Origin of the sequence: Geodermatophilus tzadiensis, assembly GCF_003002915.1 — a bacterium.
GTDB lineage: Bacteria > Actinomycetota > Actinomycetes > Mycobacteriales > Geodermatophilaceae > Geodermatophilus > Geodermatophilus tzadiensis.
Map to the genome: position 1 here is coordinate 145342 of NZ_PVTG01000004.1, position 26930 is coordinate 172271.

Consider the following 26930-nt stretch of genomic DNA (forward strand, 5'->3'; position numbering starts at 1 on the left):
CGCGTGAAGATCCTGCTGCCCGACTCGATGCCGCTGGACCCGGCGCTGCCCGAGGGCGTCGAGGCGGTGCGCTACCCGGTCGCCGCCCCGGTGCCGGAGGAGCACCGCGACGCCGAGGCCCTCGTCGTCTGGGGCAACGCGGGTGCGGACCTGCGCGCCGTCGCCGGGCGGATGCCCCGACTGCGCTGGGTGCAGACCCTCGCCGCCGGGCCCGACGTCGTGCTCGCCGCGGGCTTCCCCGACGACGTCGTCGTCACCTCGGGCGCGGGCCTGCACGACGGCCCGGTCGTCGAGCACGCCCTGGCCCTGGTGCTCGCGCTGCTGCGCCGCCTGCCCGCCGCCCTGGCCGCGCAGGCCGAGCACCGCTGGGCCCGCGAGCTCGGCGGCCTGCAGCCGCTGCACCCCGAGGGCGCGGTGACCACGCTCATCGGCGCGCGGGTGCTCGTGTGGGGCTTCGGCTCGATCGGGCAGACGCTCGCGCCGGTGCTGCGCGCCCTGGGCGCGTCGGTGCGGGGGGTCGCCCGGAGCCCGGGGGAGCGCAACGGCTTCCCCGTCGTCGCCGAGGACCGGCTGACCGACGAGCTGGCGCACACCGACGTCCTGGTGATGATCCTGCCGTCGACGCCGGACACCGCCCGGGCCCTCGACGCCGACCGGCTGGCCGCGCTGCCGCGGCACGCCCTCGTGGTCAACGTCGGCCGCGGCTCCACGGTCGACGAGCCGGCGCTCGTCGCGGCGCTGGGCGAGGGGCGCATCGGCGGCGCCGCCCTCGACGTCACCGACGTCGAGCCGCTGCCGGGCGACTCCCCGCTGTGGGACGCACCCGGCCTGCTGCTCACCCCGCACGCCGCCGGCGGCCGGCCGGTGGGCGCCGACGAGCTCCTCGCCGCCAACCTCGCCGCCTTCGTGGCCGGCGGCGAGCTGCGCAACGTGGTCCCGCGGGACTGACGGGCGCGTCGCCCCGGGGACCGTCGCACCCCTCGCCGACACTGGGCGGGTGGAGCGGATCGTCCTCCGCCGCCGCGGGGACGCCGTCGAGGCGCGGCGGTGCCCCGACGGCGGGCCGGCCGAGGTCGTCCGGCTGCCCGCTGGCGAGCTCGCGTCCCTCGTCGCCGCGCGGGAGCGGGCGCCGGCGCCGGTGCGCTGGGTCTGGGACGACACCACCCGCTGGTACCCGGCGCTGCTGGAGTCCGGGGTCCGCGTCGAGCGCTGCACCGACCTGCGGCTGGCCCGGGCCGTGCTGCGCCGGTCCCCGTTCGCCGACCGGGCGCTGCTGGCCGGGGAGGACGCGGCCGGCTGGGACGCGCTGCAGCCGGTGACCGCCGCCGAGCACGCGCTGTTCCCGCTCGCGGACCCCGCCGACCGGCTCGACCCCGCCGCCGAGCACGACCGCCAGCAGGCCGCGCTGGCCGCCTCGCCGCGGCGGGCCGGGCTGGAGCTGCTGCTGGCCGCCGAGTCCTCCGGCGCGCTGGTCGCCGCGGAGATGACCGCCGCCGGGCTGCCGTGGCGCGCCGACGTCCACGAGCGGCTGCTCACCGACCTGGTCGGCCCGCGCCCGGCGGCCGGCGCCCGGCCGCCGGTGCTGGAGCGGCTGGCCGCGGAGGTGCGCACGGCGCTGGGCGCGCCCGCGCTCAACCCCGACTCGCCGGGCGAGCTGCTGCGGGCCCTGCAGGTCGCCGGGCTGCCGGTGGCCGACACCCGCTCGTGGACGCTCGAGCAGGTCGACCACCCCGTCGTGGCGCCGCTGCTGGAGTACAAGCGGCTGGCCCGGCTGCTGGCCGCGCACGGCTGGGCGTGGCTGGAGACCTGGGTGCGCGCGGGCCGCTTCCGCTCGGCGTTCCTGCCCGGCGGCGTGGTCACCGGGCGCTGGTCGGCGCAGGGCGGGGGCGCGCTGTCGGTGCCCGCGCAGGTCCGCCCGGCCGCGGTGGCCGACGACGGCTGGGCGTTCGTGGTCGCCGACGTCGCCCAGCTCGAGCCCCGGGTGCTCGCCGCGATGAGCGGCGACACCGCGATGGCCGAGGCGGCGCGCTCGGCCGACCTGTACCAGGGCATGGTGACCGGCGGCGCCGTGGCCACCCGGGCGGAGGCCAAGCTCGGCGTGCTCGGCGCGATGTACGGCGGCACCCGCGGGGAGAGCGGCCGCGTGCTGCCGCGGCTGGCCCGCCGCTACCCCCGCGCCATCGGCCTGGTGGAGGAGGCCGCCCGGGCCGGCGAGCGCGGCGAGGTGGTGGCCACGCTGCTCGGCCGCGGCTCCCCGCCCCCGGCCGGCGCGTGGGCGCAGCGCGGGGCCGACCTCGGCGAGCCACCCGTCGAGGACGGCCCGCGCGAGGACCGCGACCGCGCCCGCCGGGCCTGGGGCCGGTTCACCCGCAACTTCGTCGTCCAGGGCACCGGCGCGGAGTGGGCGCTGTGCTGGCTGGCCGACCTCCGCAACCGGCTGTGGCGGCTGGGCGACGGGCCGCCCGCCGAGCGGCCGCACCTGGTGTTCTTCCTGCACGACGAGGTCGTCGTGCACACCCCGCAGCACCGGGCGGAGGAGGTGGCCGCCGCGGTGCGCGCCGCCGCGGCCACGGCCGGCCGGCTGCTGTTCGGCGGCTCCCCGGTCGACTTCCCGCTCGACGTGGCCGTCGTCCGCTCGTGGGCCGACGCGGGCTAACGGGCGGCGGCGGCCTCCCGGGCCGGCGCGGGACGGCCGGTCAGCCCGGTGACGACGGCGGTGAGCAGGCAGATCCCGACGCCGACGACGGCGAGCGCGGTGTAGCCCCCGGCGGCGGGCGAGCCCCCGCCGGCGGGCGTCGCGGCGGCCAGCACGGTGGCGGCGAGCACGCTGCCGACGCTGAACCCGACGTAGCGCAGCACCTGGTTGAGGCTCGTCGCGCTGCCGGTCTCCGACGGCGGGACGGCCGCGACCACCAGCGCCGGCAGCGCCGCGAACGCCGCACCCACGCCCAGCCCGGCCACCGCCATGACCGCGAACAGCTGCCACAGGTCGGTGCGCAGCAGGCCGAACAGCACGAACGCCCCGCCCTGCGCGAGCGCGGCCAGCGGCAGCACGCGGGTCTGCCCGGCGCGGTCGGCGACCACCCGCGCCAGCCGCCCGCCCACGACGCTGGCCGCCGAGAACGGCAGCAGCGCCAGCCCGGCGACGACGATCGACGTCCCGAAGCCGGCCCCCTCGGCCCGGGGCGCCTGGGCGATGACCGGCACCGCGGCCAGCAGCAGGTAGTTCGACAGCCCCACGAGCAGGGCCGCGGAGTGCGCGGTCAGCGCGACCCGGCCGCGGGCCAGCCGCAGGTCCACCAGCGGCTCGGCGGTGCGCAGCTCCCAGGCGACCCACAGCGCGAGCACCACGAGCGACGCGGCGGCCAGCGCCCACAGCAGCGGCGACGCCGGGCCCCACGTCTCGACCTCGGCCAGCGCGAGCAGCAGCCCGCCCAGCCCGGCGCCGAGCAGCAGGGCGCCGACGACGTCCAGCCGCCGCCCGCGGGCCGCGGCCGGGGTGGGGAGGACGGCGGCCGCGGCGACCAGCGCGGCGGCGCTCACCCCGGCCCCGGCCCAGAAGGCGGTGTGCACCCCACCCACCTCGGCGACCAGCCCGGCGAGCGGGTAGCCCAGGCCCATGCCGCTCACCACGGTGACCGACAGCGCGGCGATGGTGGAGCGGGAGCGCTCGCCGGCCAGCGCCTCCCGTGCGGTGGCGATGGCCAGCGGCGTGAGGCCCAGCCCGACGCCCTGCAGCGCCCGGCCGGCGACCAGCCAGCCCAGGCCCAGCGGGAGGGCGGCGAGCACGCCGCCGAGCGTGACGACGGCGAGCACGGCGAGGACCACCCGCCGCCGCTGCGGCCCGTCGCCGAGCCGGCCGACCACCGGGGTGGCCACCGCGCCGACCAGGAGCGTGACGGTGAGCGACCACTGGGCGTCGGGCAGCGCGGCACCGGTGGCCGCGGCGACCGCCGGGACGAGCGGTGCGCCGAGGCTGCTGATGACGGCGACGACCGTCCCGACGAAGACGAGCGTCGCGACGAGGGCGCGGGGGGAGCGGGGTGCCACGTCTGCCAGGGTCCCAGGTCGTTGCGAACAGCAACCAGGGACGGGTCAGAGCAGCTGGTCGAGGTCGTCGGGCCCCGGCCCGGTGCCGCCCGAGTCGCGCAGCGGGGACCGCTCGGGCCGGTCGTCGGCCGGCGGCTCGGCGGCCACCGGCCCCGCGGCGTACAGGGTGTCCGGGTCGCGGGGGTCCATCTCCCCGGTGCCGCGCGCGGCGGCGACCACCTCGGTGAGCGTGCCGCCGTCGCGGGCGACCCAGGCGCGGCCGTCGTCGGCGAGCACGATCGGGCGCTGCAGCAGCCGCGGGTGCCCGGCGAGCACCCGGATCCAGGCGTCGGCGTCGTCGGAGGTCGCGCGGGGGGCGTCGGGCAGGCCCAGCTCCCGGGCCAGCGGCTCGGACATCCGGGTGACGTCCCACGGCTGCAGCCCCAGCGCGGCCAGCGCCGCGCGCAGCTCGTCCTCGGTCGGCGGGTCGTCGAGGTAGCGGCGCAGCGTGTACCCGACGCCGGCCCGGTCGAGCTCGTCGCGGGCGGTGCGGCACTTGGAGCACGCGGGGTTGAACCAGACCTCCACGCCCCGACCCTAGGACCCCGGGGTGGAGGGCCGCCGCGGACTCTGCCACCGTTCCGGCAGAGCGGAACCGGACCGTCGGGAACCGCCGGGGACGCGAGGAGGCGCACCGATGGGCACCGACGTCACGGCGGTGGTGGAGCGGATCTACGGGGACGTGCTGCGGCGCAACAGGGGGGAGACGGAGTTCCACCAGGCCGTCCGCGAGGTGCTCGACTCCCTGGCCGTCGTGCTGGCCCGCCACGCCGAGTTCCTCGAGATGAAGACCGTCGAGCGGATCTGCGAGCCCGAGCGGCAGGTCGTCTTCCGGGTGCCCTGGCAGGACGACCGCGGCGAGGTGCACATCAACCGCGGGTTCCGGGTGGAGTTCAGCTCCGCGCTCGGCCCGTACAAGGGCGGCCTGCGCTTCCACCCCTCGGTCGACATCGGGATCGTGAAGTTCCTGGGCTTCGAGCAGGTGTTCAAGAACGCGCTCACCGGCATGCCGATCGGCGGCGGCAAGGGCGGCTCGGACTTCGACCCCAAGGGCCGCTCCGACGCCGAGGTCATGCGCTTCTGCCAGTCCTTCATGACCGAGCTCTACCGGCACCTGGGCGAGTACACCGACGTGCCGGCCGGCGACATCGGCGTCGGGGCCCGGGAGATCGGCTACCTGTTCGGCCAGTACAAGCGGATCACCAACCGCTACGAGTCCGGGGTCATCACCGGCAAGGGCCTGGGCTGGGGCGGGGCGCTGGTGCGCACCGAGGCCACCGGCTACGGCGCCGCGTTCTTCGCCGCGGCGATGATGGAGGCGGCCGGGGAGTCCTTCGACGGCAAGCGGGTCACCATCAGCGGCTCGGGCAACGTCGCCGTCTACGGCATCGAGAAGGTGCACCAGCTCGGCGGCACGGTGGTGGCCTGCTCGGACTCCAGCGGCCACGTCGTCGACGAGAAGGGCATCGACCTCGACGTCCTCAAGCAGGTCAAGGAGGTCGAGCGGGCGCGGATCGCCGAGTACGCCGAGCGCGTGCCGTCGGCGTCCTTCGTCGAGGGCGGCAGCATCTGGGACGTCCCGTGCGACGTCGCCGTCCCCAGCGCCACGCAGAACGAGCTGGACGGCGACGCGGCCGCCGTCCTCGCCCGCAACGGCTGCCGCTACGTCGTCGAGGGGGCCAACATGCCCTCGACCCCCGAGGCGGTCCGGGTGTACCGCGAGGCCGGGATCGCCTTCGCCCCCGGCAAGGCGGCCAACGCCGGCGGGGTGGCCACCTCGGCGCTGGAGATGCAGCAGAACGCCTCGCGCGACCGCTGGACCTTCGAGCACACCGAGGCGCGGCTCGAGGAGATCATGCGCGGCATCCACGCGCGCTGCTCGGAGACCGCCGAGGAGTACGGCTCGCCCGGTGACCTCGTGCTCGGCGCCAACGTGGCCGGCTTCCTCGAGGTGGCCGAGGCGGTGCACGCCCACGGGCTGGTCTGAGCTCCCGGATCGGCGGCCGGCTCCCCCCTCCGGCCGTCGATCGCCAGGGGGGCGACGACGATCACTCGACGAGAACGGTGTCGACTCGTTGTCACGAATCGATAACGCACGTAGCGTGGCGTCGTCCGACCGGCCGACACGTCCCCCGACGGGGGAGACCGGCGGACGCCGCCGAGTCGCCCTCCGGGGCGAGCCGGGGACCCACCGCACCACTGGGGTGAATCCCCTCCTGGCCACGCGCCGGGGGAGGTAGGGCCGCTTCCCGCCCGAACCCGTCAGCTGACCCGGTAGGCGGCCATCGGAAGAACGGAGAGCCGCCCGATGGCGCGCGCCTGCCCTGCCGCACCCCCGCCTCTCCGGTCCTCCCGGACGCCGGCGCCCCCGCGCAGCTGACCGTCCGCGGCCGTCCGACCGACGCCGCCGCGACCGCCCGCCCCGCCACCGCCGCTGCGGCAGCCCTCTGCGCTGCTGCGCCCGCACACCCCGGAGCACCCCGCACCATGGACCCCCGCACGACCTCGTCCGGCCGCGCCGCCCGATCCCGCCGGGCCGCCCGCCTCCGGACCACCCGCCGCCCCGGCCTCCTGCTCGGCGCCGCCGCGGCCGGCGCGCTGCTCGTCAACGTCGTCGTCGGCGCCGACCCGGCCGCGCAGGCCGGGCCGGAGACCACCGGCTCGGCCAGTGTCGCCGCGGAGCTCGGCCTGACCGCCGGGACCGGCGCGATCGAGGCCCCCGCCGACCTGCAGCCCCTCGAGGACCTCGCCGCCAGCCGCGGCAGCCGCGAGGCCGAGGAGGTCACCGCGCAGCAGGCGCAGGCCGCCGCCGACCAGGCCGTGCTCGACCAGCAGCGCGCCGAGGCCGAGGCCGCCGCCGCGGCCCAGCGCGCCGCCGAGGAGGCCGCGGCCGCCGAGGCGGCCGCCGCTGCCGAGGCCGCTGCCGCGGCCGCCGAGGCCGAGGAGGCCGCAGCAGCCGAGGCCGCCGCCGAGGAGGCCGAGGAGGCGCCCGCGTCCTCCGCGCCGTCCTCCGCCGCGTCCGCGGCCGGCTCCTCGACCGCGTCGACGGCCACCGCGACGATCACGAACACCTCGGGCGCGGTCAAGGCGGTCGTGCAGGCGGCGGCGAACGCCGTCGTCAGCAACGTGGCCGGTGCCGGCTCGATCACGCTGGGCGGCACCCGGGCCAGCGCGGCCGACCCGGGCGGCCACCCCTCGGGCCTGGCCCTGGACTACATGACGATGAGCGACACCGCGCTGGGCAACGCGATCGTGGCCTACCACGTCGCGCACTGGGACGAGCTCGGCGTCGACTACCTGATCTACCAGCAGAAGATGCTCAGCTCGCCCGGCGGCAGCTGGTCGCCGATGGCCGACCGTGGCAGCGCCACGGCCAACCACTACGACCACGTGCACGTCAACTACGTGGGCTGAGACCCTCCGGCCGGCCCGGCGACCGCGTGTGCGGTCAGAGGCCGAGCTCGCGGGCGATGAGCATCAGCTGCACCTCGGTGGTGCCCTCGCCGACCTCGAGGATCTTCGAGTCCCGGTAGTGCCGCGCCACCGGGTACTCGTTCATGAACCCGTAGCCGCCGTGCACCTGGGTGGCGTCGCGGGCGTTGTCCATGGCGGCCTCGCCGGCGACGAGCTTGGCCACCGCGGCCTCCTTCTTGAACGGCAGCCCGGCGAGCATCTTCGCCGCGGCGTCGTAGTAGGCGGCGCGGGCGGCCATGACCCGGGCCTCCATGCGGGCGATCTTGAAGGCGATGGCCTGGTTCTGCACGATCGGCCGGCCGAACGCCGAGCGCTCCCGCGCGTACCGCACGCTCTCGTCCACGCAGCCCTGGGCGGCGCCCACCGAGAGCGCGGCGATGGCGATGCGGCCCTCGTCGAGGATCCGCAGGAAGTTGGCGTAGCCGCGGCCGCGCTCACCGAGCAGGTTCTCCTCGGGCACCCGGACGTCGTCGAAGGACAGCGGGTGGGTGTCGCTGGCGTGCCAGCCGACCTTGTCGTAGGCCGGCTCGGCGGTGAACCCGGGCGTGGGCACCGGCACGAGGATCGAGCTGATCTCCTTGCGGCCGTCGGCGAGCTGCCCGGTGACCGCGGTGACGGTGACCAGCCGGGTGATGTCGGTGCCGGAGTTGGTGATGAACGCCTTGCTGCCGTTGATCGTCCACTGCCCGTCGGCCAGCACCGCCGTCGTCCGCGTGCCGCCGGCGTCGCTGCCGGCGCCGGCCTCGGTGAGCCCGAACGCGCCCAGCGCCTGGCCGCTGGTCAGCAGCGGCAGCCACTCCTGCCGCTGCTCCTCGCTGCCGAACCGGTACACCGGCATGGCGCCCAGCGAGCACCCGGCCTCCAGCGTGATGGCCACGCTCTGGTCGACGCGGGCGAGCTCCTCGATGGCCAGGCACAGCGTGAAGTAGTCCCCGCCCATGCCGCCGTACTCCTCGGGGAAGGGCAGGCCGAACAGGCCCATGTCGGCCATCTGGCGGACGACCTCGTACGGGAACGTCCTGTCCCGGTCGTGCTGGTAGGAGACCGGCGCGACGACCTCGCGCGCGAACTCCTCGACGGTCTTCCTCAGCTGGATCTGCTCGTCGGTCAGGCGGGTGTCGAGCACGTCAGGACTCCTGGTCCGTAGGGGTGGGGAGCGTGGGGGCGAGCGCCGCGAGGGCGCGGGAGGGGCTGGGGCGGCCCAGCTGCCCGGCCATCCAGAGGCTGGTGCGGGCCAGCGCCGGCAGGTCGACGCCGGTGTCGACGCCGAGCCCGTCGAGCTGCCAGACGAGGTCCTCGGTGGCGAGGTTGCCGGTGGCGCTGCCGGCGTAGGGGCAGCCGCCGAGGCCGCCGGCCGACGCGTCGACCGTGGTGACCCCGTGCTGCAGGGCGAGCAGCGTGTTGGCCAGTGCCTGCCCGTAGGTGTCGTGGAAGTGGACGGCGAGCCGGTCGGCGCCCAGGCCCTCCCGGTCGAGCAGGGCCAGCAGGGCGGCCACCTGGCCGGGGGTGCCGACGCCGATGGTGTCGCCGAGGCTGATCTCCGCGCAGCCGAACTCGGCCAGCCGCAGCGCCACGGCGGCCACCTGGTCGAGCGGCACGGCGCCCTCCCAGGGGTCGCCGAAGCACATGGACACGTAACCGCGCACCGGCAGCCCGGCGGCGCGGGCCTGCTCGACGACCGGGGCGAAGGCGGCCAGCGACTCGGCGACGGAGCGGTTGAGGTTGCGGCGGGCGAAGGACTCCGTGGCCGAGGCGAACACCGCGACCTCGCGGGCGCCGGCCGCCACCGCCCGCGCCAGCCCCTTCTCGTTGGGCACCAGCACCGGGGCCCGGGCCGGCTGCTCGTCCCCGAGCATCGCGAGCAGCTCCTCGGCGTCGCCGAGCTGGGGGATCCACTGCTTGGGCACGAAGCTGGTCAGCTCCACCGTGCGCAGCCCGGCGGCGGTCAGCCGGCGGACGAACTCCGCCTTGACCTCGACGGGCAGCGCGACGGCCTCGTTCTGCAGGCCGTCGCGGGGGCCGACCTCGTAGACCTCGACCCGCGCCGGCAGGCCGGCCAGCGGGGTGCTCACGACCCCTCGCCCGGGTGGACGACGGCGAGCTCCTGGTCGACGGCGACCCGGTCGCCCACCCGCACCGGGACGTCGACCGTGCCGTCGGCCGGCGCGGTCAGCGTGTGCTCCATCTTCATCGCCTCCACCACCACGAGGGGTTCGCCGGCGCGGACCGTGGCGCCGGGGGTCACCGGCACCGCGACGACGGTGCCGGGCATCGGACTGCGCACGGTGCGGTCGGCCGAGGCGGCGTCGGCGTGCAGCCGCGCGGGCGGCAGCTCGGCGAGCGCCGCGGTGACGCCGTCGACGTGCACCCAGGTGACCGCGCCGTCGACCGCCGTCCGGGCGTGCGTGGTGCGGCCGTCGACGGTGACCAGCAGGCCGCCGTCGACCGGGGTGCCGGCGACCACGTGCTCGTCCCCGTCGCCGACCCGCAGCCGCTCCCCGCCGGTGAGCGTGACGGTCAGCCGCTCGCCGTCGGGACCGGCGAGGTCCCACTGCAGCGGTGCGCGCCGGCCGCCGGGGCGCCAGCCGCTGGGTACGTCCCACGGGTCGACGACCGGGCCGGCCGGGCGCAGCGCCGCCAGCCGGGAGAGCGCGAACGCGGCGTGCCCCTCGACCGGCACGCGCGCGCCGGTCAGCCGGTCGAGCTCGCGCTCCACCAGGCCGGTGTCCAGCCGCCCGGCGCGCACGTCGGCGTCGGCCAGCAGCGCGCGCAGGAAGCCGGTGTTGGTGCCGACGCCGAGGACGACGGTGCCGGCCAGCGCGCGGTCGAGGCGGGTGAGCGCGGTGTCGCGGTCGGGACCCCAGGCGACGACCTTGGCCAGCATCGGGTCGTAGGCGCTGCCGACCTCGAGACCCTCGAGCAGGCCGCTGTCGACCCGCACGCCCTCGCCGGCGGGCTCGGCGAGCGCGCGCACCGTGCCGCCGGTGGGCAGGAAGCCGCGGGCGGGGTCCTCGGCGTAGAGCCGGGCCTCGACGGCGGAGCCGGTGAGCACCACGTCGTCCTGGCCGATGGGCAGCGGCTCGCCGGCGGCCACCCGCAGCTGCTGCTCGACCAGGTCGATGCCGGTGACCAGCTCGGTGACCGGGTGCTCGACCTGCAGCCGGGTGTTCATCTCCATGAAGAACGGCTCGTCGGGGGTGTCGCCGCCGACGATGAACTCCACGGTGCCGGCGCCGGTGTAGCCGACGGCGCGGGCGACATCGACGGCCAGGGCGCCGTAGCGCGCCCGCTGGTCCGGCGTGAGCAGCGGCGAGGGCGCCTCCTCGACGATCTTCTGGTGCCGCCGCTGCAGGCTGCACTCCCGCTCGCCGAGGTGCAGCACGGTGCCGTGGGTGTCGGCGAGGACCTGCACCTCGACGTGCCGCGGGCCGAGGACGAACCGCTCGAGGAACAGCGTGTCGTCGCCGAAGCTGGTCGCCGCCTCGCGGCGGGCCGACACCAGCGCGGCGGGCAGGTCGGCGGGCCGGTGCACCAGCCGCATGCCCTTGCCGCCGCCGCCGGCCGAGGGCTTGACCAGCACCGGGTAGCCGACCTCCTCGGCCGCGGCGAGCAGGTCCTCGTCGGTCATGCCGGGGTCGGCCCGGCCGGGGACGACGGGGACGCCGGCCGCGCTGACGGTCTGCTTGGCGCGGATCTTGTCGCCCATGACCTCGACCGCCTTCGCCGGCGGGCCGACGAAGACCAGCCCGGCGTCGGCGCAGGCCTGCGCGAAGGCGGTGTTCTCCGACAGGAACCCGTAGCCGGGGTGCACGGCCTGCGCGCCGGTGCGGGCGGCGGCGTCGAGGAGCCGCTCGATCGACAGGTAGGACTGCGCGGCCGGCGTCGGCCCGAGCCGGACGGCGACGTCGGCCTCGCGGACGTGCCGGGCGCCGGCGTCGGCGTCGGAGTGGACGGCGACGCTGCGGACGCCCAGGCGGCGCAGCGTGCGGATCACCCGGACGGCGATCTCGCCGCGGTTGGCGACCAGGACGGTGTCGAACACGGCGCTCACATCCGGAAGACGCCGTAGCCGACGTCCTCGAGCGGCGCGTTCGCCGCGGCCGACAGGGCGAGGCCGAGGACCGTGCGGGTCTCGGCCGGGTCGATGACGCCGTCGTCCCAGAGCCGGGCGGTGGCGTGGTACGGGTGTCCCTGGCGCTCGTACTGCTCGCGGATGGGGGCCTTGAAGGCCTCCTCGTCCTCGGCCGGCCACTCCTCGCCGCGGGCCTCCAGGCCGTCGCGGCGCACCTGGGCCAGCACGCTGGCGGCCTGCTCGCCGCCCATGACCGAGATGCGGGCGTTGGGCCAGGTGAACAGGAAGCGGGGGGAGTAGGCCCGGCCGCACATCGAGTAGTTGCCGGCGCCGAACGAGCCGCCGATGACGACGGTCAGCTTGGGCACCCGGGCGCAGGCGACGGCGGTGACCATCTTGGCGCCGTGCTTGGCGATGCCGCCGGCCTCGTAGTCGCGGCCGACCATGAAGCCGGTGATGTTCTGCAGGAACAGCAGCGGGATGGAGCGGCGGTCGCACAGCTCGACGAAGTGCGCGCCCTTCATCGCCGACTCGGCGAACAGCACGCCGTTGTTGGCCACGATCCCCACGGGGTGGCCGTGGATGCGCGCGAAGCCGGTGACCAGCGTGGGGCCGTAGAGCTCCTTGAACTCGCCGAACCGGCTGCCGTCGACGAGCCGGGCGATGACCTCGCGGACGTCGTAGGGCGTGCGCGGGTCGGTGGGCACCACGTCGTAGACCGACTCGGCCGGGTGCAGCGGCTCCTCGGTGGGGGCGACGTCCCACGGCCGCGGGCTGCGCGGGCCGAGCGTGCCGACGATGCGGCGCAGCAGCCGCAGCGCGTGCGCGTCGTCGTCGGCGAGGTGGTCGGTGACGCCGGAGGTGCGGCTGTGCAGCAGCCCGCCGCCGAGGTCCTCGGCGCTGACCACCTCGCCGGTGGCGGCCTTCACCAGCGGCGGGCCGCCGAGGAAGATCGTGCCCTGGTCGCGGACGATGACCGCCTCGTCGGCCATCGCCGGCACGTAGGCGCCGCCGGCGGTGCACGAGCCGAGGACGGCGGCCAGCTGCGGGATGCCGGCCCGCGACATGGTGGCCTGGTTGAAGAAGATCCGGCCGAAGTGCTCCCGGTCGGGGAAGACCTCCTCCTGCAGCGGCAGGAAGGCGCCGCCGGAGTCGACTAGGTAGACGCAGGGCAGCCGGTTGTGCAGCGCCACCTCCTGCGCGCGCAGGTGCTTCTTCACCGTCATCGGGTAGTAGGTGCCGCCTTTGACGGTGGCGTCGTTGGCCACCACGACGCACTCCCGGCCGGCGACCCGCCCGATCCCGGTGATGATCCCGGCCGACGGCGCGTCGCCGCCGTAGAGGTCGTGCGCGGCCAGCGGGCTCAGCTCGAGGAACGGGCTGCCGGGGTCGAGCAGCGCGTCGACCCGCTCACGGGGCAGCAGCTTGCCGCGCGAGACGTGCCGCTCGCGGGCCCGCGCGCCGCCGCCCTCGGCGACCCGGGCCAGCTGGTCGCGCAGGTCGGCGACGAGGGCGCGGTGCGCGTCCGCGTAGCCCGTGCCGCGCGGGGGTGAGCCGAGGACCGTGGTGGCCTCTCCCGGCTCGCTGTTAACCGTCGTTAACGCCACACGCGGGAGGTTAACGCACGTTCACACGCCGCGGCTAGCATCCCCGTGTGACCGACGCGCTGGCCGACAGCGACACCGCGCTGGCCGCCGACGCCACCCGGCTCTCCCGGCGCGAGCAGATCCTGCAGGCGGCCGCGCGGCTGTTCGCCGAGCGCGGTTCCCGCTCGGTCGGGGTGGACGACGTCGGCGCCGCGATCGGGGTGACCGGCCCGGCGATCTACCGGCACTTCGCCAGCAAGGACGCGATGATCGCCGAGATGCTGCAGGGGATCAGCGAGCGGCTGCTCGCCGGCGGCCGGGAGCGGGTGGCCGGTGCCGGGCCCGACCCCGCCGCGCAGCTGCGCGCGCTGGTCGCCTTCCAGGTCGACTTCGCGCTGGACAACCCCGCGCTGATCACCGTGCACGACCGCGACCTCGGCTCGCTGGCCCCCGGCGACGCCGCCCGGGTGCGCCGGCTGCAGCGCCGCTACGTCGAGGTGTGGGTCGACGTGCTGCGCCGGCTGCGGCCCGGTGAGGGCACCGACGCCTGCCGCGCCCGCGCGCACGCCGTCTTCGGGCTGGTCAACTCCACCCCGCACAGCGCCGGGCAGCTGCCCCGCGAGGAGATGGGCGCCCTGCTCGCCGAGATGGCCGAGGCCGCCGCCACCGCCTGATGGCCCCCCTGCAGGGGCCCGCCGCGAGCTTGCGAGTGGCGGGGGGCAGGGGGGTCCTCTCTCTGGCCCTAGGCGTTGCGGATCGCGGCGGCCTGCTCGAGGCCGAGCTCGTGCACCGAGACCTCGCGCATCTCGACCTTGCGCACCTTGCCGGTGACCGTCATCGGGAACGCCTCGACGACCTTGACGTAGCGGGGCACCTTGTAGTGCGCCAGCTTGCCCGCGCAGAAGGCCTTGAGCGCCTCGGGCGTGAGCGGCTCCGCGCCCTCGCGCAACCGCACCCAGGCCATCAGCTCCTCGCCGTAGCGCTCGTCGGGCACGCCGATGACCTGCGCGTCGACGACGTCGGGGTGGGTGTAGAGGAACTCCTCCACCTCGCGGGGGTACACGTTCTCCCCGCCGCGGATGACCATGTCCTTGATCCGGCCGACGATGTTGAGGTACCCGGCGTCGTCCATGACGGCGAGGTCGCCGGTGTGCATCCAGCGGGCCCGGTCGATGACCTCGGCGGTCTTCTCCGGCTCGTCCCAGTAGCCGAGCATCACCGAGTAGCCGCGGGTGCAGAACTCGCCGGGGGTGCCGCGCGGCACGGTGATCCCGGTGGCCGGGTCGACCACCTTGACCTCCAGGTGCGGGTGCACCCGGCCGACGGTGGAGGTGCGGCGGTCGAGGTCGTCGTCGGCGCCGGTCTGGGTGGACACCGGCGAGGTCTCGGTCATGCCGTAGCAGATGGTCACCTCGGTCATGCCCATCTCGGCGACCACCCGCTTCATCACCTCCACCGGGCACGGCGAGCCGGCCATGATCCCGGTGCGCAGGCTGGAGAGGTCGTAGGTGCCGAAGTCGGGCAGCGCCAGCTCGGCGATGAACATCGTCGGGACGCCGTAGAGCGAGGTGCAGCGCTCCTCCGGCACCGCCCGCAGCGTCGCCGCCGGGTCGAACGCCGGCGCGGGGATGACCATCGTCGCCCCGTGGCTGGTGGCGCCGAGGTTGCCCATGCCCATGCCGAAGCAGTGGTAGTAGGGCACCGGGATGCACACGCGGTCGGCCTGGGTGTAGCCGCAGCCCTCGCCCACGAAGAACCCGTTGTTGAGCAGGTTGTGGTGCGAGAGCGTGGCGCCCTTGGGGAAGCCGGTCGTCCCCGACGTGTACTGGATGTTGATCGGGTCGTCGGGGGAGAGCTCGGCGGCGCGGGCGGCGAGCAGGCCGCGGTCGGCGGCCCGGCCGGTGGCCATGAGCTGCTCCCACTCCGGGTCGCCGAGGAAGACGACCTCGCGCAGGTCCGGGCACTCGCCGCGGACCTCGGCGACCATGGCGCGGTAGTCGCTGGTCTTGAACTCCGGCGCGGCCACCAGCACGGAGATGCCGGCCTGGCGCAGCACGTAGGCCAGCTCGTGGGTGCGGTAGGCGGGGTTGATGTTGACCAGGACGGCGCCGAGCTTCGCCGTCCCGTACTGGACGAACACCCACTCGGCGCAGTTGGGCGCCCAGATGCCGACCCGGTCGCCCTTGGCCACGCCGAGGGCGTCGAGGCCCAGGGCGCAGGCGTCGACGTCGGCGACGAGCTGCGGGTAGGTCCAGCGGCGCCCGGTGGCACACTCGACGAGCGCCTCGTGGTCGCCGACGCGGGCCGCCGTGCGGTCGAGGTCGGCGCCGATGGTGTCGCCGAGCAGCGGCACGGTGCTGGTGCCGCTGGCGTAGGACGGCTGTGCCGGGGCGGCCGCCCCGGGCAGGGTCTCGGTCACGTCGGGCTCCTCGTCCGTCGCGGGCGTCGGGTGGACGCCTCGACGATGGACCCCCGGAGCGCGGGGCGGTACCCCCGTTAGGCGGTGGTGCCGGGCCGGTCGCCGGCGGCTCCCCGCCCGGGCGGGGTCAGGCGGAGAGCGAGGTGCGGCGCTGCAGGCGCACCCGGCGGCGCTCCCGCTCGGACAGGCCGCCCCAGATGCCGAAGCGCTCGTCGTTGGCCAGCGCGAACTCCAGGCACTCGGCGCGCACCGAGCAGCCCGAGCACACCCGCTTGGCCTCGCGGGTCGAGCCGCCCTTCTCCGGGAAGAAGGCCTCGGGGTCGGTCTCGGCGCACAGCGCGTCGAGCCGCCAGGACTCCTCGCCGCCGGGGGCGTCGCCCATGGCGATCTGCGACCACGAGGTGCCGTTCCAGCCGTCGGCGTCCCAGCTGACGGGCGCGGGCTCGTAGGCCGGCTGGGCGAGGGCGGAGGAGTCGGTCAGGAGGCTGAGGTGGTGGCGCGAGGGGGACACGGGAAGCTCCTCTGAGGCGGGGTGTGCGCACCGGCAGTGACGGACCGGTACGACCTGGCTGCTGTCAGTGACATTACGGAGGACGCCGCCGCCCGCGCACTGCCGGAAGTCGCCGAAACGACGCCGTCCGGTTGTCGGATCGTGACCTGGTGCGCCGCGCCGCCACCGGGGCGGGGAACCGCCGGTCAGCCGATCCCGCACTCGTCGCGCAGGTAGGCGTCGACGTTCCCGCTCGCGGTGTCGAGGTCGCCCTCGAGCTCGTCGAGGGTCGTCAGCGAGTCGGGGTCGGTGAGGTCGACGTCGGTCAGCGCGCCGGCCAGCCGGTCCAGGCCGCCGGCGAGCGCCTCCCAGTCGTCGGCGATCGCGGCGGGCGCGTCCACCGAGCGGAGCTCGGTGCCGAGCTCGCGCAGGGTGTCGGAGAGCGAGGCGTCGTCCCCGAGGTCGGTCAGCGCCGCCTCGACCCGCTCGTCGATGCCCGCCGCGCGGGTGCAGAACTCCGAGTCGCCGGACGCCGCGGCGCTGCCGTCCGCCGCGTCCTGGGTGGTGGCCGGCTCACCGGCGGACTCCCCGCCGTCGCCCCCGCACGCGGCCAGCAGGACGACGGCGGCCCCGCCGAGGACCAGGCGGCCGAGGACCGGGTGCAGGTGTCGGGACACGGGGACCTCCCGGGGAGCGGGGACGCGGGCCGTGCCGAGGGTCCGCCACCGCGCCCCGCCCGACCAGGGTCTCCTGCGTGCCGCGTCGGGCCGGACCCGCGCGGCGCGGAAACCGGTTCCGCCGTCCCGGCGTCCGTGGCACGGTGGGCGCCGGGTTCCACCCCGGCGAGACCGTGCCGGGCCGCGGGGGAGACGCGCAGCGGCGATGTGGACCGGACGGTGACGCATGAGCGCACGACGCAGGCGGACGACGGGTCCGCTGGCCACCCTGGCTGCCGTCGTCCTGTTCACGGTGGTGCTCTTCGCGGCCAACAGCCGGGTGGACGAGCAGGCCGGCGCGGCGCCGAGCTACCCCGACGGGTCGTCGGGGAGTGCGACGGCGACCCCGTCGGCCGAGCCCTCCGCCGAGCCCACGGCCGAGCCCTCACCGACGCCCTCGCCGGAGGCCCCTCCGGCGCAGCAGGCCGTCTTCGCCGGCCTGACCAGCGGCGGGGAGGCCACCCTCGCCATGGCCGTCAACGACGGCGCGGCGGCGGCCTACCTGTGTGACGGCAGCGAGATCGAGGCGTGGCTGCAGGGCACGGTGGACGGCGAGACGATGACCCTGACCGGCCGCAACGGCGCCGGCCTGACCGGGACGGTCACCGACTCCGCGGTGCTCGGCACGGTGACCACCAGCACCGGGCTGACGCTGCCGTTCTCCGCGGCGCTGTCGACGCCGCCCGCCGGGGTCTACGAGTCCCGCACGACGATCGACGGCCTGGCCACCCGGATCGGCTGGGCGGTGCTGCCCGACGGCACGCAGGTCGGCGTCGCCACCATCGGCGGCGAGAAGCAGCCGGCGCCCCCGTTCGACCCGGCTTCCGGGAGCTTCGAGCTCGACGGGACCACCGGCACCGCCGAGCCGGTGGACGGCTCGGACACCGTCGTCGGGGGCTGAGCCCGCGCCCCCGGGTCCGCGTCCCGCACCGGCGCCCCACCGCCCTCCCGCACGCGAGGAGACCAGCGCCATGACCGACACCCGCCCGACCCCCGACGCCCCGGTGCGCCCCGCCGAGCCCACCGCCGTGCCGGTCCCCAGGCCGCACCGCGCCGCGCACCCGGAGCCGCGCGACGCCTTCCGGCTGCCGCTGCTGAGCTTCGTGCTCGCCGGCTGCGCGGTCGCCGTGGTGCTCGGCGTGTACGCGGCCGAGCACGAGCCCGCCGGCTACTCCCTCGACGTCCCGGGCTTCTCCTCGCCCCTGTACGTCAAGACGTGGCTGACCACCGCGGCCGCCGTGCTCGGCGTCGTCCAGCTGCTCACCGCCGCCCGGATGCACGACGCCGGCGCCCGCCCGTGGACGCGCACCCTGCACCGCTGGTCGGGCCGGGTGTCCGTGCTGCTGACGGTGCCGGTCGTCGTCCACTGCGTGTACGCGCTGGGCTTCCAGTCCGGCTCGACCCGCGCGCTGGTGCACTCCGCCCTGGGCTGCTTCTTCTACGGCGTCTTCGTCACCAAGATGCTCGCCCTCACCCGTCCCGGACTGCCGCGGTGGGCGGTCCCCGTGTCGGGCGGTCTGCTGTTCACCACCCTGATCGCGCTGTGGTTCAGCTCGTCGCTGTGGGTCTTCACCTCCAGCGGCTTCCGCTTCTGACCCGCCGTCCGGCGGCGCGCACACCCTCCGGAGGGAGAGGCCATGCCGGCGTCCACCACCACCCCGACCGCGCGGGCCGAGCGGTGAGCAGCCCACCGGTCATCGAGGTCCGGGAGCCCGGCCGCGAGCCGCGCCGGGTCGCGCTCACCCGCGCCCTGGAGGTCGGCCGCGACGGCGACGGCCTCACGCTCGCCGACGAGCGCGTCTCCCGCCGCCACCTGCGGCTGGTGCCCAGCCCGGTCGCCCTGTCGCTGGTCGACCTCGGCAGCCGCAACGGCACCCTGGTCAACGGGCTGCCGGTCACCGGCCGGGTGACCCTCGAGGCGGGCGACGTCGTCCGTCTCGGCACCACCGAGATCGTCGTGGTCGGCCGGCCCGAGCGGATCCCCGTGCCCGCCGGTGCCCGCGCGACCGTGCTGGCCGACGGCGCCTCGGTGCCCCTGCCCCCGCCGCCCCCGGCGCCACCGGCCGCCCCGTCGCGCGCCGCCGTGCTGTGGGACCGGGCCCTGGGCCGCACCGCCCCTCCGGGCGAGGACCTCTTCCCCGTCTACACCGAGATGCGCACCCGCGTGCCGCTGGGCGTGTGGCGCGCCGTCCGGGTGGTCAGCCTGCTGGCCTACCTGGCCCTGGTCGTCGCCCTGTTCGTGCGGCCGGCCGGCGGGCTGTTCGTCTTCTTCGGCGTGATCGTGCCGCTGCTGCCCGCGCTGTTCTTCCTCGCGCCCGGGGTGTGGCGCAACATCTGCCCGCTGGCGGCGGCGAACCAGGCGCCGCGCGTGCTCGGCTTCTCCCTGGGCCGCACGCTGCCCGAGTGGTTCCGCCGCCGCGCGTTCGTCGTGGCCATGGTGCTGTTCTTCGGCATCGCGGGCGCCCGGCTCGCGGTGTTCAACGGCAGCGGGACGGCGACCGGCGTGCTGCTGGCGGTGGTCGTCTCCGCGGCCTTCCTCGGCGGCCTGCTGTTCAAGGGCAAGAGCGGCTGGTGCAGCCAGATCTGCCCGCTGCTGCCGCTGCAGCGCGTCTACGGGCAGACGCCGTTCGTCCGGGTGCCCAACAGCCACTGCCGGCCGTGCGTGGCCTGCACCACCAACTGCTACGACTTCGCGCCGATCGGCGCCTACCAGGCCGACCTGCACGAGGACGACCCGGTGTGGACCGCGCCGCGCCGGCTCTTCGTCGCCGCGCTGCCCGGCTTCGTGCTCGGCTTCTTCGTCCTCGCCGGCGCCGGTGTCGGGACCCGGCCGCTGACGACGACCTACGGGGAGCTGGCGCTGTTCTTCCTCGGCAGCGTCGGGCTGTTCTACGCCGTGTCCGCGCTGCTGCCCCTGAGCCCGTCGGTGGCGGTGGCGGTGTGGGGCGCCGCGGCGCTGAACCTCTTCTACTGGTTCGCCGGCCCGGTGCTCGCCTCGTCGTTCGCCACCGTCACGGGGATCTCCGCGCCGTGGCTGCGCTGGCCGGTCTCCGCGCTGGTCCTGGTGCTGTCGGTGCTGTGGATCGCCCGCACCGCGGTCAAGGAGCGCCAGTACACCGAGCGGTTCCACCCCGAGCTGCTGCCGGTCGTCCCGGTCAGCCGTCCGGCGTCGGCCACCGAGGCCGCGCCCGAGGCGGGGGAGGCCGCCGAGGTCCGCATCGCCGGCACCGACGCCCCCGTCGAGGGCGAGGTCGGGACCAGCCTGCTGGAGACCATCGAGCGGGCCGGCCAGCCGATCGAGGCCGGCTGCCGGATGGGCGTCTGCGGCGCCGACCCGGTCGCCGTCCTCGAGGGCGCGTCCTGCCTGTCCGAGCCCGAGGAGGAGGAGCTGTCCACGCTGCGCCGGCTCGGGCTGGCGAAGAACACCCGGATGGCGTGCTCGGCGCGGCTGCAGCCGGGGGCGGTGACGGTCTCCCTGACCCCCGAGCCCGGTGGCCCGGACGACGGGGAGGCGCCGCGCGAGTTCGACCGGTCGATCGTCAGCGTCGTCGTCCTCGGCAACGGCATCGCCGGGGTCACCGCCGCGGACTTCGTGCGGCGGGGGCACCCCGAGTGCGAGATCCACGTCGTCGGCTCCGAGCCGCACGTCCTCTACAACCGGATGGGCATCTCGCGGGTCGTCTACGGCCGGTCGGCCATGCAGGGGCTCTCCCTGCTGCCCGAGACCTGGTACGACGACCACCAGGTCACCGCCTGGCTCAACACCGTGGCCACCCGCATCGACCTGGAGTCCCGGCGGGTGTTCCTCGGCACCGGTGACGTGCTGCCCTACGACCGGCTCGTGATCGCCACGGGCAGCCGGGCCGTCGAGCCGCCGGTCGAGGGCTTCGGCCGGCCGGGCAGCTTCGTGCTCCGCTCGGCCGCCGACGCGGGGGCGCTGCGCGCGCACGTCCAGCGGCACGGCTGCCGGGACGCCGTCGTCGCCGGCGGCGGCCTGCTGGGCCTGGAGGCCGCGCACGCGCTGCTGGAGCTGGGCCTGCGCGTCACCGTGCTCGAGCGCGGCGCGCGGCTGCTGTCGCGGCAGATCGACCCGCGCTGCAGCGAGCTGGTCGACGGCTACTTCCGCCGGATCGGCCTGCAGGTGCTCTACCGGGCCGAGGCGCAGGCGCTGACCGGCGAGCCGGCGGTCACCGGCGTGCGGCTCACCGACCGCCGGGCGCTGCGCTGCGACGTCTTCCTGGCCGCCGTCGGCATCCGCCCCGACGTCGACCTGGCCCGCGAGGCCGGCATCCCGGTCGGGCGCGGCGTGCTGGTCGACGACCGGATGGAGACCGCGGTGCGCGGCGTCTTCGCGGCCGGCGACGTCGCCGAGCACGGCGGGCGGGTCTGGGGCCTGTGGCCGCTCGCGGCCAAGCAGGGCGAGGTGGCGGCGGTCAACGCCCTCGGCGGCGACGAGCGGCTGGAGTCCGAGGTGCCGGCCACGCTGCTCAAGGGCGTCGGGCTCGACCTGTTCTCCGTCGGCCGGGTGGAGCCCGAGCCGGGCGAGGAGGTGCTGGTCGACGAGGACGAGTCGCTGCCGTCCTACCGGCGGCTGGTGGTCGCCGGGCGCACCGTCGTCGGCGGCGTCGTGCTGGGCCACCACCCCGAGGACGTGACCGCCGTGACCGCGGCGGTCAAGCGCGGCCTCGAGCTCGACGACGCCGTCCTCGCCGGGCTGCGCGCCGGGGACTGGCGGGTGCTGCGCGACGTCGGCCGGCGCCGGCCGCAGTCGCAGCCGGCGCCGGCCTGAGGTCCGGCTCAGCGGACGTCGGCGGCGGCCTTCGTCGTGCGGAAGGTGAACACCTGCGTGCCGATGCGCAGGCTCCAGTCGGGCGGCAGGAGGGTGGGCCCGGTGCCGATCCGGGTCCACTCGCTCGCCCCGGGACCGGCGACGTAGGTGCCGCTGACCGACGGCGCGTCCCGCACCCAGACCCGGCCGTCGTCGACCTCGACGCGGGCGTGCACCCGGGAGACGAGGTTGCCCGGGTCGCGGATGACGACGGGGGAGGCGACGGCGCGCTGCACGTCCGGGTCGTTCTGCGGCTCCCGGCCCAGGACGTAGGCCCGGTCGAGCACGACCGTCGGCCCGCCGTCGCAGACCAGCGCGCCCACCGGAGCCGGCGCCAGCGCCGTCTCGAGCGGGTCCGACCTCCGCTCCGCCCCGGCGCCGGCGGTGGGCACGTCCTCGGCGCGCGCCACGAGCGTCTCCTCCAGTGGCGCGTCGTCGGCGGCCGGCGCGGGCTCCGGGACGGACGCCGGGAGGGTGGGCGTGGGAGCGGCGGCGTGGGCGGGGGCGGCGTGGGCCGGGGCGTCGCGGGCCGGGGCGGCGTGGGCCGGGGCGTCGTCCGTGGAGTGGTCGCCGGTGGGGAGGTCACCGGCGGGGCTGAGCACGAAGCCCCGCGCGGGCACCACGCCCTCGCGCAGCGCCGACCGCGGGTGCGGGTGCGCCGGCGCGTCGCCGTCCCCGACGGTCACCCGCTCGAACGGCAGCGCGACGACGTGGTCGACCCAGGTCAGCGCCTGCCGCCCCGACAGCCGCCGGGTGCCCGCGGGGCCGGTCACCTCGGCCGACACCCCGCCGCGCAGCAGCACCACCACCCCGTCGGCGACCGGGGCCACCACCCCGAAGGCGGGGCCCTCACCCGGCCGCCGGCCACCGGCCCAGCCGAGCAGGCGGGTGGCCAGCGCGCTGCCCGGCTCGTCCTCGGCCGCGGCCGCCTCGACGAGGTCGAGCAGCTCGCCGGCGTCCGTGCCGTCCTCCGGGACCAGGAGGACGACGTCGCCGAAGCGGGCGACCAGACCGTCCCCGGGGGCCAGGCCGACCCGGGTCGTCCTCGTCTGTGGCATGGCGGTCCTCCTCGACCGGCTCGAGACCCTGCCGCGCTCCCGCACCCCCGTGGTCGGCGGGCCCAGGCTAGGGCCGGACGGCGACCCGGAACAGCACACCCGGCCCGCCCCGCGGACGGCGCGCGCGACTCCCCGGGCCCCGGCCGGCGGCCGCTAGACTGCCCGCGCCATCGACGTCGGAGCCATGGCCAGCCCGGCCCGCCGGCTGCGGGCGTCGGCCGGGTGGTCCGAGGAGTCCCGTGGCCCACAGCCAGCCCGCGCGCGCCCCGTCCGGCCGCGCCCGTCCCGCCGCCCGCCGGCGCTCCCTCCCCGCCCGCGCGGCGCGCTGACCCATGCAGGCCGACCGGCAGCGGATCGCCGACGCGCTCCCCGCGTACGACATCGGCGAGGTCCTCGGTCAGGGTGGCTGGGGCGTGGTGGTCGCCGGCCACCACCGCCACCTCGACCGCAGCGTGGCGATCAAGCAGCTGCCCACGGCGGCGGCGGCCGACGTCGCCGTCCGGCGGCGGTTCACCGCGGAGGCGCGGGTGCTCGCCTCGCTCGACCACCCGCACGTCGTCCCCGTCTACGACTTCGTCGAGCGGGAGGACCTGTGCCTGCTGGTGATGGAGCAGCTGCCCGGCGGGACGCTGCGCGAGCGCGCCACGACCACCGGGTTCACCGCCACCGGCGCGGTGGCGGTGTGCCTGGCCTGCGCCGCCGGTCTCAACGCCGCCCACGTGCGCGGCGTGCTGCACCGCGACGTCAAGCCGGAGAACATGCTCTTCGCCGCGAGCGGGGCGGTGAAGGTCACCGACTTCGGCATCGCCAAGGTGCTCGGCGGCGCCGACACGATGCTCACGCGCGCCGGGGACGTCGTCGGCACGCCGTCCTACATCGCGCCCGAGCAGGTCCGCGGCGAGGAGCTGTCCCCGGCCACCGACGTGTACGCGCTGGCGACGATGCTCTACGAGCTGCTCTCGGGCGAGCTGCCGTTCACCGCCGACGGCGACGTGATGTCCCTGCTGTTCAAGCACGCCTACGCGGCGCCGGTCCCGCTGCTGGACGTGACGCCGGACGTCCCGGCCGAGGTGGCCGCCGTCGTCATGCGCGGGCTGGCCACCGAGCCCGCCGAGCGCTACGCCACGGCGGAGGCGTTCGGGGTGGCGCTGGCCGAGGCGGGCACGCGGGCCTGGGGGGCCAACTGGCTGTCGGCCGACGGGATGCCGGTGGTGCTGGGGGCCGAGCGCATCGTCGCCCCGACCCGCGGCGCGACACCGCCGTCACCCCTGCGGACCGGTCCCGCCGCGGCGCTCCCGCCGGCCGCGGGGCCCACGGCCCGCTCGGCGGTGACCGCCGGGCCCGGCCCGGTGCGCGAGCAGACCCCGGCGCCCGCCGTCCCGGAGCCGGCCCTCCCGGAGCCGGCCGCGGAGGAGCCGGACGAGGACGAGCCGCCGCGCCGCCGTCCCGTCGTGGTCGCCGTGGTCGTCGTGCTCGTCCTGCTGCTCGCGGTGCTCGCGGTGTGGCTGCTGCCCCGGCTGTTCACCGTCTACGGCAGCCCGGCCGGCACCCCGGCCGGCGGCCCGGGCACGGATCCGCCGGCGGTGACCGCGACCTGAGCGCTCGCTCAGCCGACGACGGCGGCGCGCGGGGCGAGGACGACGGGCAGCGACTCGTAGCCGCGCAGGATGACGGTGCGGCGGTGCCGCCCGGTGCCCGCCGGGGCGAGGTCGGGGAACCGCTCGAACAGCGCCCGCAGCGCCACCTCGCCCTCCATCCGCGCCAGCGCCGCGCCCAGGCAGTAGTGGATGCCGCTGGAGAAGGCCACGTGGTCGCGGGCGTTGGGGCGGGTGACGTCGAAGACCTGCGGGTCGTCGAACACCAGCGGGTCGCGGTTGGCGGCGGCCAGCACCAGCAGCACCAGCTCGCCCTCGCGGATGCGCGTGCCGGCCACGGTGGTGTCGCGCCGGGCCAGCCGCCCGGTCCGCTGCACGGGGGAGTCCACCCGCAGCACCTCGTCGACGGCGTTGGCCCACAGCGAGGGGTCCTCGGCGAGCCGGCGGCGCTGGTCGGGGGCGGCGAACAGCTGCGCGGCGCCGTTGCCGATGAGGTTGACCGTCGTCTCGAAGCCGGCGCCGAACACCAGCGCGGCGGTCGACAGCAGCTCCTGCTCGCCGAGCCCGCCGCCGTCCTCGTCGGCCGCCGTGACCAGGGCCGAGAGCAGGTCGTCGCCGGGCTCGCGGCGCAGCCGGCGCAGGTGGCCGCGGAACCACGCGTCGAGCTCGCCGAGGTTGCGCTCGACCTCGCGGTGGGTGCGCCGGTCCAGGCCCATGTCCAGGCTGGGCGTCGCGCCGTCGCCCCAGGCGAGGAACTGCTCGCGCATCGACACCGGCACGCCGAGCACCTCGGAGATCACCGTGACCGGCAGCAGGCTGGCGTAGCGGGCGACCAGGTCGACGTGCCCGCCGCCGTCGGCGGCCTCGCGCTCGAGGTCGTCGAGCAGGTCGTGCGCGATCCGGCCGGTGCGCTCGCGCAGCCGGGCCACGGCGCGGGCGCTGAACGCGCGCGTGACCAGCCGGCGGTAGCGGGTGTGCTCGGGCGGGTCGACCGCGAGCATCGACGGCGGGTCGATCGGGCCGACGGTGGGCCGCGGGCCGGCCCACCGCAGCGCCGCCCGCAGCACCCACGGCAGCCCGTCGGTGCGGCCGCCGGCGATCTGCCCGAAGGCGTCGCTGCGCAGCACCTCGGTGCACACGGCGTGGTGCACGCTGGCCTTCGCGAACGCCCCCGGCGCGAACGGCGCCGCCGTCCGCAGCCGCTCGTAGCGGGGGAAGGGGTCCTCCCGCACGGCCGGGTCGCGCAGCACCTCGGCGTCCGGGTTGCCCGCGCGGGCCCGCGCCCGGATCGCCATCCGCATCGCCCCGTGGGTCGCCGCCCACCGGACCGTCCTGCGCACCGTCACGTCCCCGCCTCCCGTCCGCCGGCTCTCCCGTCCATCCTCGGCCGTCCCGCCGGCGACCGTCAGGCGCGCCGGCGGCGCAGCTCGCGCCACAGCCAGGCGGCGATCGCCAGCGGCACGACCACGAACGCGGTCAGCACCGGCACCGTGCCGAGCAGCCCGCCCAGCCAGGCCAGCAGCAGCGGGGTGCCGAAGCCGGCGTAGGCGAAGGCGTAGAAGGCGCTGTTCATCGCCCCGCGGGTGTGCGGCGGCGCCAGCCGCGCGGTGAGGGTGAGCCCGGCGGTCAGGCAGAGCCCGGCCCCGCCGCCCATCAGCACCGACGCGGGCAGCAGCAGGAGCTCCCCGCGCGTGACGACGGCGAGCACGCCGAGCCCGGTGCCGGCCGCGCAGAGCAGCATCCCGAGCGGCCCGGCGCCCCGCTCGGCCCGCCGCCCCACGCGCGCCGCGGCGGCGCTCGCCCCCAGCGCCAGCCCGGCGATCAGGCCGGCGTAGGCGACGCCGACCCCGCCGGGCACCACCAGCAGCGGCAGCAGGGTCGCGGCGACCGTCGGGAAGGCGAACACGCCGACGGCGGTCGGCGCCAGCACCGCCCAGAACGGGCGGCGCGCCTCCGGCGGCAGGCCCAGGGTCATCAGCCGGCCGCGGCGCCGGACCGTCACGGTCTCGGGGACGGTGGCCAGCGCGCCGAGCCCGACGACCAGGACGGCGACGTGCACCAGGTAGGGCAGCGTCGTCGGCGCCGGGCCGTACTGCGCGAGCACCCCGCTCATCGCGGGCGCGACGGCGAAGCCGAGCGACGTCGACACCGCGCCGCGGGTGGCCGCCGACTGCTGCCCCGCCGGCCCGGCCAGGTCCTGCAGCCAGGCGTTGGCGACCGAGAACACCACCCCGGACACCACCCCCTGCAGCAGCCGGCCGGCGTAGAGCAGCGGCAGGTGCTCCGCGGCGGGGACGAACAGCAGCGACACCAGCCCGGCGAGCACCGCGAACGGCAGCACCAGGGCGCGGCGGCCGAAGCGGTCGGAGGCCGCGCCCGACACGGTGAGCGTCGCGACCAGGCCGATGGCGTAGCAGCCGAAGACGGCGGTCAGGTCGGCGTCGGACAGGCCCAGCGTGCGCCGGTAGACCAGCAGCAGCGGCGTCGGGATGTTGGTGCCCAGCGCGACGGTGAACAGGCCGAGGGTGAGCGCGTCGAGACGGCGCCGGGTGACGCGCTGGTCGACCGGGGCCTCCGTCACCGCGCGGACGCTAGCGGACACC

General features: G+C 76.6%; 21 protein-coding genes and 1 riboswitch. Of the genes, 9 read left to right on the top strand and 12 right to left on the bottom strand.

The window, feature by feature from the left end:
* Window positions 1-3 precede the first annotated feature (3 nt).
* On the top strand, window positions 4-948 hold the full coding sequence (locus LY71_RS07590) for a phosphoglycerate dehydrogenase (RefSeq protein WP_106276353.1): 945 nt from the start codon (window positions 4-6) through the stop codon (window positions 946-948).
* A 49-nt stretch (window positions 949-997) separates the two neighbouring features.
* Complete coding sequence (locus LY71_RS07595) at window positions 998-2656, top strand: bifunctional 3'-5' exonuclease/DNA polymerase (RefSeq protein ID WP_106276354.1); 1659 nt, start codon at window positions 998-1000, stop codon at window positions 2654-2656.
* On the opposite strand, the gene LY71_RS07600 is transcribed toward LY71_RS07595, so the two are convergent.
* Entirely contained in the window at window positions 2653-4050 is a 1398-nt protein-coding gene (locus LY71_RS07600; protein ID WP_106276355.1) for an MFS transporter, read from the bottom strand. The two genes, LY71_RS07595 and LY71_RS07600, sit on opposite strands and share 4 nt — an antisense overlap.
* Before the next feature lie 45 nt (window positions 4051-4095).
* The gene (locus LY71_RS23700; RefSeq protein ID WP_211297216.1) at window positions 4096-4617 is read right to left on the bottom strand and encodes an ArsC/Spx/MgsR family protein; all 522 of its coding nucleotides are present in this window, start codon (window positions 4615-4617) and stop codon (window positions 4096-4098) included.
* A gap of 109 nt (window positions 4618-4726) precedes the next feature.
* Here LY71_RS23700 and gdhA point away from each other — a divergent pair, with 109 nt between their 5' ends.
* Entirely contained in the window at window positions 4727-6076 is a 1350-nt protein-coding gene (gdhA, locus tag LY71_RS07610; protein WP_106276356.1) for an NADP-specific glutamate dehydrogenase, read from the top strand.
* A gap of 159 nt (window positions 6077-6235) precedes the next feature.
* Window positions 6236-6385, top strand: a riboswitch (cyclic di-AMP (ydaO/yuaA leader).
* Between the two features lie 191 nt (window positions 6386-6576).
* A complete protein-coding gene (locus LY71_RS07615; protein WP_106276357.1) occupies window positions 6577-7503 on the top strand; it encodes a VldE C-terminal domain-containing protein in 927 nt (308 codons plus the stop codon).
* A gap of 34 nt (window positions 7504-7537) precedes the next feature.
* Here LY71_RS07615 and LY71_RS07620 read toward each other — a convergent pair whose 3' ends face one another.
* From LY71_RS07620 to LY71_RS07635, 4 genes are read right to left on the bottom strand one after another with little or no spacing between them, the layout of a single operon-like run.
* Window positions 7538-8689, bottom strand: a complete 1152-nt coding sequence (locus LY71_RS07620; protein WP_106276358.1) for an acyl-CoA dehydrogenase family protein — start codon at window positions 8687-8689, stop codon at window positions 7538-7540.
* Between the two features lies 1 nt (window position 8690).
* Entirely contained in the window at window positions 8691-9635 is a 945-nt protein-coding gene (locus tag LY71_RS07625; protein ID WP_106276359.1) for a hydroxymethylglutaryl-CoA lyase, read from the bottom strand.
* Entirely contained in the window at window positions 9632-11605 is a 1974-nt protein-coding gene (locus LY71_RS07630; protein WP_106276508.1) for an acetyl/propionyl/methylcrotonyl-CoA carboxylase subunit alpha, read from the bottom strand. Before LY71_RS07630 ends, LY71_RS07625 begins: the two co-directional genes overlap by 4 nt.
* Before the next feature lie 5 nt (window positions 11606-11610).
* Complete coding sequence (locus LY71_RS07635) at window positions 11611-13242, bottom strand: carboxyl transferase domain-containing protein (protein WP_281261594.1); 1632 nt, start codon at window positions 13240-13242, stop codon at window positions 11611-11613.
* A 47-nt stretch (window positions 13243-13289) separates the two neighbouring features.
* Here LY71_RS07635 and LY71_RS07640 point away from each other — a divergent pair, with 47 nt between their 5' ends.
* Complete coding sequence (locus LY71_RS07640) at window positions 13290-13895, top strand: SACE_7040 family transcriptional regulator (protein WP_245887747.1); 606 nt, start codon at window positions 13290-13292, stop codon at window positions 13893-13895.
* A gap of 68 nt (window positions 13896-13963) precedes the next feature.
* Here LY71_RS07640 and LY71_RS07645 read toward each other — a convergent pair whose 3' ends face one another.
* The 3 genes from LY71_RS07645 to LY71_RS07655 all read right to left on the bottom strand — a co-directional run bounded on the left by LY71_RS07645 (window position 13964) and on the right by LY71_RS07655 (window position 16807).
* The gene (locus tag LY71_RS07645; protein WP_245887748.1) at window positions 13964-15640 is read right to left on the bottom strand and encodes an AMP-binding protein; all 1677 of its coding nucleotides are present in this window, start codon (window positions 15638-15640) and stop codon (window positions 13964-13966) included.
* 127 nt (window positions 15641-15767) lie between these two features.
* A complete protein-coding gene (locus LY71_RS07650) occupies window positions 15768-16151 on the bottom strand; it encodes a WhiB family transcriptional regulator (protein WP_106276360.1) in 384 nt (127 codons plus the stop codon).
* A 185-nt stretch (window positions 16152-16336) separates the two neighbouring features.
* Window positions 16337-16807 carry a hypothetical protein gene (locus LY71_RS07655; RefSeq protein ID WP_106276361.1) on the bottom strand — a complete coding sequence of 157 codons (471 nt, stop codon included), beginning with the start codon at window positions 16805-16807 and terminating at the stop codon, window positions 16337-16339.
* A 226-nt stretch (window positions 16808-17033) separates the two neighbouring features.
* Here LY71_RS07655 and LY71_RS07660 point away from each other — a divergent pair, with 226 nt between their 5' ends.
* The 3 genes from LY71_RS07660 to LY71_RS07670 all read left to right on the top strand — a co-directional run bounded on the left by LY71_RS07660 (window position 17034) and on the right by LY71_RS07670 (window position 21635).
* Entirely contained in the window at window positions 17034-17747 is a 714-nt protein-coding gene (locus tag LY71_RS07660; protein WP_106276362.1) for a hypothetical protein, read from the top strand.
* Window positions 17748-17817: 70 nt separating this feature from the next.
* The gene (locus LY71_RS07665; RefSeq protein WP_211297200.1) at window positions 17818-18441 is read left to right on the top strand and encodes a DUF6529 family protein; all 624 of its coding nucleotides are present in this window, start codon (window positions 17818-17820) and stop codon (window positions 18439-18441) included.
* Between the two features lie 83 nt (window positions 18442-18524).
* Window positions 18525-21635: an FAD-dependent oxidoreductase gene (locus LY71_RS07670; protein WP_106276363.1), complete on the top strand. Its 3111-nt coding sequence runs from the start codon at window positions 18525-18527 to the stop codon at window positions 21633-21635.
* Between the two features lie 8 nt (window positions 21636-21643).
* On the opposite strand, the gene LY71_RS07675 is transcribed toward LY71_RS07670, so the two are convergent.
* Window positions 21644-22732, bottom strand: coding sequence for an FHA domain-containing protein (locus LY71_RS07675; protein ID WP_106276364.1), 1089 nt, complete (start codon window positions 22730-22732; stop codon window positions 21644-21646).
* A 332-nt stretch (window positions 22733-23064) separates the two neighbouring features.
* Here LY71_RS07675 and LY71_RS07680 point away from each other — a divergent pair, with 332 nt between their 5' ends.
* A complete protein-coding gene (locus LY71_RS07680) occupies window positions 23065-24330 on the top strand; it encodes a serine/threonine-protein kinase (RefSeq protein ID WP_106276365.1) in 1266 nt (421 codons plus the stop codon).
* An 8-nt stretch (window positions 24331-24338) separates the two neighbouring features.
* Here LY71_RS07680 and LY71_RS07685 read toward each other — a convergent pair whose 3' ends face one another.
* Complete coding sequence (locus LY71_RS07685; RefSeq protein ID WP_245887749.1) at window positions 24339-25667, bottom strand: cytochrome P450; 1329 nt, start codon at window positions 25665-25667, stop codon at window positions 24339-24341.
* Window positions 25668-25732: 65 nt separating this feature from the next.
* Window positions 25733-26908 (bottom strand): MFS transporter, encoded by a 1176-nt coding sequence (locus tag LY71_RS07690; RefSeq protein WP_170121259.1) that lies wholly within the window; start codon window positions 26906-26908, stop codon window positions 25733-25735.
* Between the last annotated feature and the right edge of the window lie 22 nt (window positions 26909-26930).